Genomic DNA, 13820 nt, shown 5'->3' with positions numbered 1-13820 from the left:
GATAAACTACTTAGTCCTCGCTGAGTCGAGAAGACTACAAAACCCCACCCGCCCTCAACACATCCATAATTGATGGAAAAGTATTTTTCACAACAGGACCAACATGGTTTTTATCCAACCAAACGGCCTCATCAATTCCCTCCTCCTTTTGTGGAACCAACTTCGGTTCGCCTTTAACCCTCATCTTATACCAGTTGGTTTTCTTAATAACCATTTTTGAACCCATGGGGTAAACATGATAGGTTTTGCAAAGCTTTTCCTCTCGTTTGGCGACCTTAATCCCACATTCTTCTTCAACTTCTCTAACGGCAGTTTCTTTCATTTTTTCGCCATCCTCCAGCTTGCCTTTTGGTAAATCCCACTTTTTATTTCTGAAGATGAAGAGATAATTGCCATTAACGCTCTCTACCAGGCCACCAGCTGCCTTTATGATTTCACAGTTCTTTTTAAGCTTTTTAAAAGTTTCCTGAGGATTCTTTGTCAGGAAAATATAGCTTTTTTTAGATCCATTCTTAAGTTTTTTATAAAATGTTTGCAAATCAAAATCCTGAAATTCAAGCTGTTGAATTTTTTCTTTTTGATCTGGCAAAACATCTGATATAAAGAGGGTGTTATCGTTAATATAAATTCTGTAATTTTGGGCCATGTATAATAAAAGTGATATTGAATTAAAGGTAGCGGAATTTTTATTACAAATAAAGGCAATTAAATTACAACCTAATAATCCTTTTACATGGGCATCTGGTTGGAGGTCGCCAATTTATTGCGATAACCGAATTACCCTTTCCCACCCTCAGGTTAGAACTTACATCCGTCAGAAACTTGCACAGGCCATTCAGGAAGAATTTGGTTCAGTTGATGTTATTGCTGGCGTTGCAACGGCCGGAATTCCGCAAGGCGTTTTAGTGGCACAAGAGTTGGGTCTACCTTTTATCTATGTGAGGTCAAAAGCAAAAGAGCACGGTACCGGAAGCCTAATTGAAGGCGAAGTAGTGGAAGGGCAACGTGTTGTCGTGATCGAAGATTTAATCTCTACAGGAAAAAGCAGTTTGCAAGCCGTTGAGGCTTTAAGAGCTGCGGGTTTATCTGTTGCTGGCTTAGCTGCAATATTTACATACGGATTTGAAAAAGCTGATGAAAATTTCTCAGCTGCAAAATGTCGCTATTTAACCTTATCAAATTATGCTTCTTTGATTGATTATGCTGCTGAGCACAGCATTATTGCAAAAAGCGATATGGAGTTACTCAGTAAGTGGCGCTTAAATCCATCTGAATGGGGACAAGGACAAGTCTTGAGTTCAGAATCTTAAGTTCTTAAATACAAAACCTATAAAAAATATATAATGACGATTATTGAAAGCGCAGTAGAAATAAATAAGCCTGTGAATGAGGTTTATGCCTTTCTCTCTAATATGAACAATCATCAACAATTGATGCCAGAAAATATTTACAACTGGGATTCGACAGAAGATGAAGCACGTTTTACGATTCAAAACATGGCAAAATTAGCCATTAAGATTTCCAATCGTATTGAAAATGAAGAATTAACAGCTATCCCTACAGAGAAAGCCCCTTTTGAAGTTGAATTAAAATGGACTGTAACCGATAACGGCAACGGAACTACAACTGCAAAACATATCATTTCAGCCGATTTAAATATGATGATGAAAATGCTGGCATCTGGCCCACTTCAAAAACTGGTTAATCATCAGACAGAAAAACTAAAAGAAATTTTAGGGTAACCACACCAAATTATTTCAACATCCGATTCAATATACAGCGAAGATTTCTCTTCGCTTTTTTTGTGCGTAAAAATTCTGCTGATATTACTCATCTGCATTTTATTTTGATACCTTAGTTTCAATAACCGAAAAAAATATGAGATTCAAGTTTTTAAAAAAATCAGCCTTTCTTTTTTCTCTTTTCCCCATTTCTTTAGCATTTGCTCAACCATCACTCACTGCATTAAAAACCGAATATTTAGTTAATCCAATAGGTTTAGATAGTTCAAAACCACGTTTTACATGGCAAATGAGTGATCCAAGCCAGGGCGCAAAACAAACCGCTTATCGCATTCTGGTTGATACAGATTCCGTCTCTTTAACCAAAGAAAAAGCGAATGCCTGGAATACAGGTTGGCTTAAATCAGATGTGAATTTAGTTACTTATTCGGGCCAATCACTAAAACCTTTTACTAAGTACTATTGGAGACTTGATATTACCAATGATCAGAAAAAAACAGTTAGTAAAATTGCCAGTTTCGAAATGGGCATGATGAATATGGTTAACTGGAAAGGTGCCTGGATTTCGGATAATGAAAACATAAACCTTAAACCTGCACCCTATTTCAGAAATACTTTTACTGCGACAAAAAAAATTAAATCGGCAAGGGCATATATTGCTGCTGCTGGTTTATATGAGTTATCCATTAATGGGAAAAAAGTTGGCAACCACCGCATGGACCCAATGTACACCCGTTTTGATAGAAGAACGCTTTACGTAACTTACGATATAACCAAAGAAATCAACGCTGGTCAGAATGCAATTGGTGTACTTTTGGGCAATGGCTGGTATAATCATCAATCTACAGCGGTTTGGTATTTCGACAGAGCACCTTGGCGCAATCGCCCAACCTTTTGCCTCGATGTAAGAATTACTTATGAGGATGAAACTGTAGAAACCATAAAATCGGGAAAAGATTGGAAAACAGCACTAAGCCCGATTATTTTTAACAGCATTTACACAGCCGAGCATTACGATGCCAGATTGGAAAAACCAGGTTGGAATACCGTAAATTTTGATGATAAAGATTGGAAAGCAGTCATGTTTCGTTCAGCACCATCAAAAAATATCATAGCGCAGGCCTTACATCCCATTCGGAATGTGGAAGAAATATCAACAAAAACGATTAAAAAGATCAATGATACTACCTACCTTTTTGATTTGGGCAGAAACATTTCAGGAGTCAGCAAAATTACTTTAAATGGCCCTTCAGGTACAGTTATTCGCTTAAAACATGGCGAGCGTTTATACGCAAATGGCCGTTTGGATATTTCTAATATTGATGCACATTATCGCCCGACAGACAATACTGATCCTTTTCAAACTGATATTTTGATTTTGAACGGTAAAGGCGAACAAAGTTTTATGCCTCATTTTAACTATAAAGGTTTTCAATATGTGGAAGTAACCACATCTGTTCCTCTTGACTTGAAAAAAGAAAATCTGGTTGGTTATTTTATGCACAGCGATGTTCCTGTGGCTGGCGATGTAAAAACTTCAGAGCCTATTATCAATAAAATTTACTACTCCACTAACAATTCATATTTATCCAATCTTTTTGGTTATCCTACTGATTGTCCGCAAAGAGAGAAAAATGGTTGGACAGGCGATGCACAAATCGCTATTGAAACTGGTTTGTACGGCTTCGATGGGATTACAATTTATGAAAAATGGCTAGCCGATCATCGCGATGAGCAACAACCGAATGGTGTGCTTCCCTCCATTATCCCTACTGATGGTTGGGGCTACGAATGGGGAAATGGCCCCGATTGGACCAGCACAATCGCTATTATTCCCTGGAACATTTATCTGTTTTATGGAGATCAAAAACTCCTGGCTGATTGCTATGACAATATTAAAAAATATGTTAATCATATCGATGAAACTTATCCTACAGGCTTAACCAGCTGGGGCTTGGGCGATTGGATCCCCGTTAAATCTAAATCCCCTGTTGAATTAACCTCTACTTGTTATTATTATGCTGATGTGGTTATTTTAGCTAAAGCAGCCAAAATTTTGGGTAAAGGTGCCGATTTTGAAAAATATACTGCACTGGCGAAAAAGATAAAAGATGCTTTTAACGCCAAGTACTTAGATCGGCAAAAGGGCATTTATGGGTCAGGAATTCAAACCGAGATGAGTGTTCCGCTATACTGGAAAATCGTTCCTGAAGAATCAATTCCACTCGTTGCAGAAAACCTGGCGAAACGCGTTGAGGTCGATAATTTTCATCTGGATGTCGGATTATTAGGTACTAAAGCAATTTTAAATGCTTTAAGTGAAAATGGATATTCAAATATCGCTTACAAGATTGCCACTCAAAAGACTTACCCAAGCTGGGGTTGGTGGATGGAAAATGGAGCGACAACCTTATATGAAAACTGGCCGATAGATGCCAAATCAGATATTTCAATGAACCACATTATGTTTGGCGAAATTGGGGCCTGGTTATATAAATCTCCAGGAGGAATTAAACCCGATGAAAACCAACCTGGATTTAAACATGTGATTTTAGATCCACATATTATGGAGGGTTTAAACGCTTTCGAGGCCAGCCACATTGGACCTTACGGAAAAATTGTGAGTAGTTGGGAACGAACAACCACCGGAATTAAATACACTGTTGTTATTCCACCTAATGCTACGGCCAGTATGAAACTGGCAATTGTACGCGACATGGTTATAAAAGTAAATGGCAAAATAAGCTCAGAGAAAATTGAAATGAGCGCTGGAAAATATGTTATAGAGCATAATTCTATTAAATAGAATTTTGTTGGCGTTAAGCAAAGCTGATTTATTTTGTAATTAATGGCAACGGTTTAATCCAGTTTCCTTTCTAAGAGAATTTACAGTTTGTGGGTAAAAGTACCTGTCGTTCCTGAGGGATAATTGTTTCATAAAAAATCAATATAAATGAAGTTGAGATTCTTCAGGTATTTCCCGCAGATGCCGCTGATTACGCAGATAAATAAAGTCTGCGTAAAAAATAATTGTCATTCTGAGTGCAACGAAAACCGCGAAGCAGCTACAAAGTAAATCCCTGACTTATGGGCATTCTACTTTGGTTTACTGCTAAATTATTATTGTAAAAGAGTAGTGTTATATTAAAAGGTTGTGCTCCATCGCCTGGAGATTCTTCGTTGCACTCAGAATGACAAAACCCAGCGCTATCCTTCTGGGTGCAACGAAGACCGCGAAGCAGCTACGAAGTAAATCTCTAACCTACAGGCATTGTATCTGGTTTACTGCTAACATTTTTTTGTAAAAGAGTAGTGCTGTATTAAAGTTTTGTGTTCCATCGCCTGGAGATTATTCATTAATGATGTTATTTTCAATTGCCCTCATGCTTGCTTCGCAGGTCTTCACTGCGTTCAGAATGACAGCTCCATCAATCAAGACAAATTTTCAGTACAAAACACTAACTATCAGCAATTTAGTCATAAAAAATATTTAATTACCGACAAAATTTCAGATTAAAAAAATCAAATTTGATGTGGCATTTGTTTTGATTAAAAAGAAAATATGAACTTCAACAACTTTACAATAAAAGCCCAGGAAGCAATTCAACAGGCTTCTGAAATAGCCCAAGGTAACCAACAACAGGCTATTGAAACAGCACACCTGCTAAAAGGTTTGCTCACTGTTGATGAAAACGTAGTTTCTTATGTTTTAAAGAAATTAAACGTTAACCTTAATGTATTAAATCAAAATTTGGACACAGAAATTGCAAAGTTCCCTAAAGTGAGCGGAAGCAATGTCTACCTGTCATCGAACGCGAATAGTGTTTTACAAAAAGCACAAACATTTTTAAAAGAATTCAAAGATGAATTTGTTTCTGTAGAGCACCTGTTATTAGGCATCTTAGCGGTTAATGATAGTACCTCGAAATTATTAAAAGAACAAGGCGTTAACGAAAAAGACCTGAAAAAAGCCATTGTGGAGTTACGTGGAGATAGTCGCGTAACTGATCAAAATGCTGAAGCAACTTATCAGGCCTTAAGCAAATATGCCCGTAATTTGAATGAGTATGCAGAAAGTGGAAAGTTAGATCCTGTAATTGGCCGTGATGAAGAAATTCGTCGGGTTATCCAGATTTTATCCCGCAGAACAAAGAACAACCCGATTTTAATCGGAGAACCAGGGGTTGGTAAAACAGCCATTGCAGAAGGAATTGCTTTCAGGATCATTAAAGGTGATGTGCCGGAGAACCTAAAAAGCAAAACAGTTTATTCATTGGATATGGGTGCTTTAATTGCTGGTGCAAAATATAAAGGTGAATTCGAGGAGCGTTTAAAAGCGGTGGTTAAAGAGGTAACACAAAGCGATGGCGATATTATTTTGTTCATCGATGAGATTCATACCCTCGTTGGTGCCGGTGGTGGCGAAGGTGCAATGGATGCAGCAAATATTTTAAAACCTGCTTTAGCCCGTGGAGAGTTAAGAGCTATTGGCGCTACGACTTTAGATGAATATCAAAAATATCTGGAGAAAGATAAAGCGCTCGAACGCCGTTTCCAAAAAGTAATGGTTGAAGAACCTGACACCCAGGACGCCATTTCCATTCTTCGTGGATTGAAAGAACGTTATGAAACACATCACAAAGTAAGGATTAAAGATGAGGCCATTATTGCAGCTGTAGAAATGAGTCAACGCTATATTTCTGATCGTTTCTTGCCAGATAAAGCTATCGATTTAATGGATGAAGCTGCATCTAAACTCCGCATGGAGATGGATAGCGTTCCTGAAAATGTAGATGCACTAGATCGTGAAATCATGCGTTTGGAGATTGAACGTGAAGCAATTAAACGTGAAAAAGATGATAAAAAAGTTCAGGAGCTTACTGAAGAGATTGCTAATCTCTCGGCAGAACGCGATGAATTTAAAGCCAAATGGCAAGGCGAAAAAGATTTGGTTGATGCGGTAAATAATCAGTTAGAGCAAATTGAACATTATAAATTAGAGGCTGAACAGGCCGAACGTGCGGGAGATTATGGCAAGGTGGCCGAAATTCGTTACGGAAAAATCAAAGAAGCTCAGGATAAGGTTGAAAAACTTAAAGCTGATTTAGAAAGCCAGCAAAGTGATAGTCGCATGCTTAAAGAAGAGGTTACCGCTGATGATATTGCAGGTGTAGTTGGCCGTTGGACAGGGATTCCCGTTACAAAACTGATTGCCAGTGAACGTGAGAAATTATTAAATCTCGAAGCTGAATTACATCAACGTGTTGCTGGTCAGGAAGAAGCCATTGAGGCGATTTCAGATGCCATTCGCCGTTCTCGTGCAGGTTTGCAGGATAAACGTAAGCCAATTGGTTCCTTCATTTTCTTAGGTACAACTGGTGTAGGTAAAACAGAATTGGCAAAAGCGTTGGCAGAATTTTTATTTAACGATGAAAATGCTTTAACGCGGATTGATATGAGTGAATATCAGGAACGCCATGCGGTTTCCCGTTTAATTGGAGCGCCTCCCGGATACGTGGGTTATGATGAAGGTGGGCAATTAACTGAAGCAGTACGGCGTAAACCTTATTCAGTTGTATTGCTTGATGAGATTGAAAAAGCACATCCTGATGTATTCAACATTTTATTACAGGTTTTAGATGACGGTCGTTTAACGGATAATAAAGGCAGAACGGTAAATTTCAAAAACACGATCATTATCATGACATCAAATATCGGTGCGCATTTAATTCAGGATAATTTCAAAGATTTAAATGACGAAAACCGTGATGAGGTGATTGCAAAAACCAAAAATGAATTGTTTGAAATATTAAAACAAACCATTCGTCCGGAGTTTTTAAACCGGATAGATGAGCTGATCATGTTCACTCCGTTGAACCGCAGCGAAATCAGAGATATTGTGGCATTGCAATTTAAACATGTGCAGCAAACACTAGCCGAAATGGGAATTGAAATGGAGGCAAGTGACGAAGCGTTGGATTGGCTGGCACAATTAGGTTACGACCCTCAGTTTGGGGCAAGACCTTTAAAAAGGGTAATCCAAAAAAGAATCTTAAATGAGCTGTCGAAAGAGATATTGGCAGGTAAGGTAGATAAAGACAGCAAAATTAAGTTAGATATGTTTGATCATAAATTTGTGTTCTTGAACCAAAAACAGGATTAAACTCATCATTAAAAAATCCCACAGATTAATTTCTGTGGGATTTTTTTTTTGCAAATACTACCCATATAAACGTAACTAACATGATGGTTCATTTTCTTGTTTTTTATTTCGATAATGATTATTATTGATTACACACAAAAACACAATAAAATGAAACCTAAATTAATCGTCATGGCTTTATTATGTGCCATCAGTTGGCGTAGCTATGCACAAACTGAAAAAAGAACCGGCTTTGCGGGCTTAAGCCTAAGCTTTGGCACTTCAAAGCAAAATAATTCAACACCAAGTCTTAATACTTTTACGGCAACGCCTCGCGGTGGTTATTTTTTAGCCAATAATTTGGCTATAGGTTTAGAAATCCCTTTGAATTTATCAAAACTAAGAGGCGAATATTACACTAAGTGGGATGAAAAAGAAGGAAGATATAAAAACGTGAACGGAATAAAAGAATTCAGCTTTGGTTTATCCCCGTTTCTAAGAAAATACATTAATGTTAAAGATCGATTTAAGTTTTTTGCGCAGGCCAATCTACTCCTGCAAATCAACACTTTTAACCGACTGGATGATCAGGGCTACCTCATACGCACCGATGCCAGAGCTAAAGGCTGGGGCGCAAGTTTAACACCTGGTTTCACTTACCTTCTTTCTGATGATTCCAGCATTGATTTTTCATTTCCGATATTGACATTTTTTCATCAGAATTACTATGCTGAAGAGTCTTTGTACAATTTTGACAGAAAGAATAATTTGAGATTGGCCCTCGACAACTTCACTCCTACTTTTACAATTAACTTTCATTTCTAAAAGTTAATTATTCTTAAAGAAGTCAAGTTTTAAAAACTTGACTTCTTTATTTTGCTTTATTTTTTCGTTTCGATATTAGGCAGAAACCCGGTAAGTAAACCAATCAGTGGCAGGAAAGCACAAACATTGAATACATATTCGATGCTGGTTGAATCGGCGAGTTTTCCAAGCAAAGCTGATCCAATCCCTCCCATTCCAAAAGCAAACCCAAAAAATAATCCGGCCACCAATCCTACTTTACCCGGAATCAATTCTTGTGCATACACTAAAATTGCTGAAAAAGCGGATGCCAGAATCATCCCAATAGGTACAATTAAAACACCCACCCAAAACAAATTGGCGTGAGGCAACAATAATGCAAACGGTGCAGTTCCTAAAATAGATGCCCAAATCACATATTTGCGACCAATTTTATCGCCAATTGGTCCGCCAAGTAAAGTTCCGGCAGCAACTGAGAATAAAAAGATGAATAAGTAAATCTGCGAGGTTTGAACGGACACATGGAATTTATTAATCAAATAGAAAGTAAAATAATTGGTTAAACTAGCCATGTAGAAATATTTCGAGAATATTAAAAGCAATAAAATAACCACCGAGAAAACAACTTTATTTCTCGAAAATTGATTGACAACAGTAGCAATAGAAGGCTTTTTACTTCTGGCCAACACAAAGCCTTTGTACCAGTTTCCAACATAAGTTAAAATCATAATGGCCAACAGCGCAATAATAGAAAACCAGATAACGCTGAATTGTCCGTAAGGAACGATAATCCAGGCGGCTAGTAATGGGCCGAGTGAACTTCCTGCATTGCCGCCCAATTGAAAAACAGATTGTGCCAAACCTCGTTTTCCTCCGGATGCTGCGTGTGCCATCCTTGATGCCTCCGGATGGAAGATTGATGAACCGATACCGATCAATGCCACTGAAATCAGCATAGTATAAAAATGTGAAGATTGAGATAAAGTGATTAATCCGGTTAACGTAAAGCCCATTCCAACCGCTAATGAATAGGGTTGTGGTTTTTTATCTGTGTATAACCCCACGAAAGGCTGCAAAAGAGATGCAGCTAATTGAAAAGTCAGCGTGATCAATCCTATTTGTGAAAAGCTTAAACGGTAGTTCGTTTTAATAATCGGATAAATCGCCGGGATTAACGATTGAATGGTATCATTTAATAAATGTGAAAAGCTTAATGCAAATAATATCGGAAATACAGTTTTTTCAATTAATGCTTTAGTGGGGTTCTGCTTGGTCATAAAGATTATAATATGAACAAAAATAGCGATTATAAATTTTTTATTGGCGCTTAAACCAGTCAAACATTTCGACAAGCCCGGGGTTTTATAGTTATGGAAAAGAACAGAAAAATTGTTGGCTTGTGTGGAAGCCTTAGAAAAGGTTCATATAATGCCATGTTACTTAAATTTGCAGGAACTTTAATACCTGAAGATATTGATTTTGAAATTGTTTCTTTTGATGATGTTCCTGTTTATAATGCTGATGATGACACACCTGCTGTTGAAGAAAGGCCAGCAACAGTTGTCAAATTCAGAGATGCTTTAGCAAAAGCAGACGCCTTTGTTATTGCTTCGCCAGAATATAACTATTCCATTCCCGGAGGTTTAAAAAATGCCATTGATTGGGCAAGCAGAGGAAAAGATGCACCTTTAATGCATAAGCCTGTAGCTATGATGGGTGCTACACAAGGTATGTGGGGAACCGTAAGGATGCAAACTGCATTTCTACCCGTTTTTACTTTTTTGAATATGAATCCCGTTTTACAACCTGAGGTTTTAATTGCCCAGGCTCAAAATAAATTTGATGCTGATGGAAAACTGACTGATGAAAAAACAATCAGTTTGATTAAAAGGAAAATAGAGAATCTAATTAATGCATGCAAGGTATAAAATTCTTCGTTGCACTCAGAATGACAAAACCCAATTATCCACTGTCATTATGAACGCAGTGAATAATCCGCAACCGATGAAACACAAACTTTAATGCTTCACTGATTAAATCTGAGCGAAAGGGCAGCCAGTATTTACAGGTCAGAGATTTACTTCGTAGCTGCTTCGCGGTCTTCATTGCACTCAGAATAACAAAACCCAATTATCCACTGTCATTATGAACGCAGTGAATAATCCGAAACCGATGAAACACAAACTTTAATGCTTCACTGATTAAATCTGAGCGAAAGGGCAGCCAGTATTTACAGGTCAGAGATTTACTTCGTAGCTGTTTCGCGGTCTTCGTTGCACTCAGAATAACAAACAAACATTCCTAAAAGATGTCAAACCTACCTGCTAAAACCTGACATTTCTACAAAAAAAGTCAGATTGTCAATTTGTCATCCCTAAAAAATCAATCACTTGATTAATTTTTGGTCACACAAAAATAATATTGATTTAACACCAATTTTATATCTGACTATGAATTAAGTAGTTGATCGAAATCTGATTTTTTGATGACGCTGACAGTGTTTTTTGGCACTGGTATTGACTTTTAGCCAAATATAGTCAGAAATAAAAAAGGTAAAATTGACTATACTTTTTAAAACAAATTAATAATAAAAAAGATGAAAAAACTATTATTATCATTAGTTGCTGTAGCAGGTTTAGTTTATGGTGCACAAGCACAAACTGAAAAAGGAAAATTCATTTTAGGTGGAAATGTGGGCTTCAATTCTACAAAAGTAGAAACTGCAGCAAAATCTGATGTAAGCTTTAGTATTGTTCCAAGTGTAGGTTACTTTGTAGACAACAATTTTGCAATTGGTACTGGTGTTGGTTATACTTACGATAAACAAGTTAGTGAAAACCAATTAAATCAAGCGTTTGTAGTGGCACCTTTCGGTCGTTACTATGTAGGCTTGTCAGATCAGTTCAAATTCTTTGGACAACTATCTGTGCCAATGGCTTTTGGAAACAATAAAGTTGTTGATGCACAGGGTAATGTTGGTGCTAAATTTGCAAGCACAACAAGCATTGGTGTAAACGTTGCTCCAGGATTTGCTTTCTTCCCAACTAAAAGAATTGGTATCGAAGTTTCTGTTAATGGATTAGGTTATAATAACCTTAACGTTAAAAATGAGCTTACTGGTAACGAGGTTTCCGCTAACTCATTCGGCTTAGATGCTAATACTTTCGCTCCAAAATTAGGGGTACAATTTCATTTCTAGAAGTTAGAATAACTTATAAAGCCGCAAATTCGCAGATCTGTCATCCCGACCGTAGTCGGAGGAAAAATCTGCTAATCTGCGGCTTTTTTATAGAATTAACCTATTTCTTTTCTCTAATGGCTTTAAATTCCGAGCCATCTTTCCATTTGGGGTAAATATCCTCATTGCTTAAACGATATCCCATATCAAACAACATCCTAACATCCTCTACAATGCCAGATAAATCCCAGGTTTTAGCGTCAAAATTATCTTGTGGTGAATGATATCTAAACTTAGTAAAGTCTGCCACCTGTTTTAACCCCCACTCCCGTCCGTTTTTCACATTATCAACTCCAGAACCAGTAAATAAAGAAGGTACACCAACCTTAGCTAAATTAAAGTGATCTGAACGGTAGTACAATCCCGAAGATGGAACCGGATCCGGAACAATAATTCTTCCTTGTTTCTTCGCCGATTGCGCAGCGTAATCTTCCAATTCCGACTGGCCAAAACCATAAACTACAATATCCTTAGTTTTCCCCGCAATGCCCATCATATCCATATTGATATTGGCTACTGTTTTATCCAAAGGGAATGTTGGATGTTTAGCGTAATATTCTGACCCCAATAAACCCTGCTCCTCAGCAGTGTATGAAATGAACAGAATCGTTCTTTCCGGTTTTTTTGGTAGTTTTTTAAATGCCGAAGCAATTTCAAATAAAGAAGCGACTCCGGTTGCATTATCAACCGCACCATTGTAAATGGAATCGCCCTGGATTTTTTCTCCGACCCCTAAATGATCCCAATGTGCTGAATAAATAATGGCTTCATCTTTTCGTTTGTTACCCGGAATTTTAGCCAGAACGTTATAGGTAAGTGATTTTTTGATTTTATTTTTTACGATTAATGAAGTTGTCAAATTCAGATCAACCGCTTTAAAATCTTTGCTTCTGGCAGCCGTCATCAAGGCATCACTTTGACCAGCCATTTCAAAAAGTTGCTTTGCTTTATCCAATGATATCCAACCTTCAATTACCGTCCTGTTCATTCCGTTATCTTGCGATTGCAGATTAAGCTTTGATTTCGACCAGCCGCTTCTTACTACACTCCAGGGATAGGCGGCAGGTTCCGTATCATGAATGATTAAAACGCCAGCGGCACCTTGTCTTGATGCTTCCTCAAATTTATACGTCCATCTGCCATAATAAGTCATATTTTTTCCCTTAAATAAGTTAGAATCGGCAAAGCCCGGATCATTGATCATTACCACAACGGTTTTGCCTTTAACATCTAAATCTTTATAATCATTCCAACCATATTCAGGCGCCACAATTCCGTAGCCTGCAAATACCAGCGGCGAATGACTAATACTGACCTGATCTTGTAGCCTTCGCGATCCGGCAACAAAATCTGTTAAATAATCTAAGCTTAAACTCGAAGATTTCCCCTTAATGATCATTTGATCAGCTGGCACCGATTTAACCTCAACCATTGGCACTTCCTGAAAAAAACTTTCTCCGTTACCTGGCTCTAAACCCAACTTTTCAAATTCTGTTTTTAAATAGTTTATGGTTTTGGTTTCACCACTGGTAAACGGTTTTCTTCCTTCCAGGCTATCAGCCGCAATAACCGATAAATAGTTTGTTAAACTCGAGTCGTTTATTGCTTTTATGGCCAAAGAATCAGGACCGGTTGAATCGCTTTCTGATGATTGCCTGCATGAAGAAATGCAGACAGCAAGCACAGCTAAATAGAGTAAGGTTTTATTCATTGGGATAAGTTTTTGGATGGTAATTTAGAAAATTTTACCGATTTAATATTGGATTTGGAGGGCAACTGCACTAAGTAAGCCAAAAAACGCTGATGGTTATCATAAAACACTTCTCCACTCCAAAGCCGGCAGGTAAAAGCAGACCCATAAAATCATCCGATTTTTAATTGACGTTTTTGTAAA

General features: G+C 37.6%; 10 protein-coding genes. 7 read left to right on the top strand and 3 right to left on the bottom strand.

The window, feature by feature from the left end:
* Positions 1-34: 34 nt before the first annotated feature.
* Entirely contained in the window at positions 35-646 is a 612-nt protein-coding gene (locus tag DU508_RS15755; protein WP_115403760.1) for an NUDIX hydrolase, read from the bottom strand.
* Here DU508_RS15755 and pyrE point away from each other — a divergent pair.
* The 5 genes from pyrE (at position 645) to DU508_RS15730 (ending at position 8709) form a co-directional block, all read left to right on the top strand.
* Positions 645-1310, top strand: coding sequence for an orotate phosphoribosyltransferase (gene pyrE, locus DU508_RS15750; protein ID WP_115403759.1), 666 nt, complete (start codon positions 645-647; stop codon positions 1308-1310). The two genes, DU508_RS15755 and pyrE, sit on opposite strands and share 2 nt — an antisense overlap.
* 33 nt (positions 1311-1343) lie before the next feature.
* Positions 1344-1742 carry an SRPBCC family protein gene (locus tag DU508_RS15745; RefSeq protein ID WP_115403758.1) on the top strand — a complete coding sequence of 133 codons (399 nt, stop codon included), beginning with the start codon at positions 1344-1346 and terminating at the stop codon, positions 1740-1742.
* Between the two features lie 136 nt (positions 1743-1878).
* Complete coding sequence (locus tag DU508_RS15740) at positions 1879-4548, top strand: alpha-L-rhamnosidase (RefSeq protein ID WP_115403757.1); 2670 nt, start codon at positions 1879-1881, stop codon at positions 4546-4548.
* Between the two features lie 756 nt (positions 4549-5304).
* Entirely contained in the window at positions 5305-7905 is a 2601-nt protein-coding gene (gene clpB / locus DU508_RS15735; RefSeq protein WP_115403756.1) for an ATP-dependent chaperone ClpB, read from the top strand.
* Between the two features lie 150 nt (positions 7906-8055).
* Positions 8056-8709, top strand: a complete 654-nt coding sequence (locus tag DU508_RS15730; RefSeq protein ID WP_158542189.1) for an outer membrane beta-barrel protein — start codon at positions 8056-8058, stop codon at positions 8707-8709.
* Positions 8710-8765: 56 nt separating this feature from the next.
* Here the strand turns inward: DU508_RS15730 and DU508_RS15725 are convergent, their stop codons facing one another.
* Positions 8766-9965, bottom strand: coding sequence for an MFS transporter (locus DU508_RS15725; protein ID WP_115403754.1), 1200 nt, complete (start codon positions 9963-9965; stop codon positions 8766-8768).
* Between the two features lie 93 nt (positions 9966-10058).
* Here DU508_RS15725 and DU508_RS15720 point away from each other — a divergent pair, with 93 nt between their 5' ends.
* Both DU508_RS15720 and DU508_RS15715 read left to right on the top strand, forming a co-directional pair.
* Positions 10059-10616, top strand: a complete 558-nt coding sequence (locus DU508_RS15720) for an NADPH-dependent FMN reductase (RefSeq protein ID WP_115403753.1) — start codon at positions 10059-10061, stop codon at positions 10614-10616.
* A 668-nt stretch (positions 10617-11284) separates the two neighbouring features.
* Positions 11285-11887 carry an outer membrane beta-barrel protein gene (locus DU508_RS15715; RefSeq protein ID WP_115403752.1) on the top strand — a complete coding sequence of 201 codons (603 nt, stop codon included), beginning with the start codon at positions 11285-11287 and terminating at the stop codon, positions 11885-11887.
* A 100-nt stretch (positions 11888-11987) separates the two neighbouring features.
* On the opposite strand, the gene DU508_RS15710 is transcribed toward DU508_RS15715, so the two are convergent.
* Positions 11988-13637, bottom strand: a complete 1650-nt coding sequence (locus DU508_RS15710; protein WP_115403751.1) for a M28 family metallopeptidase — start codon at positions 13635-13637, stop codon at positions 11988-11990.
* Positions 13638-13820: the final 183 nt, after the last annotated feature.

The organism is Pedobacter chinensis (assembly GCF_003339865.1).
GTDB classification, from domain to species: Bacteria; Bacteroidota; Bacteroidia; order Sphingobacteriales; family Sphingobacteriaceae; genus Pedobacter; species Pedobacter chinensis.
Note: the sequence above shows the minus strand (reverse complement) of the source record. Positions and strands in the feature narration are given on the sequence as shown.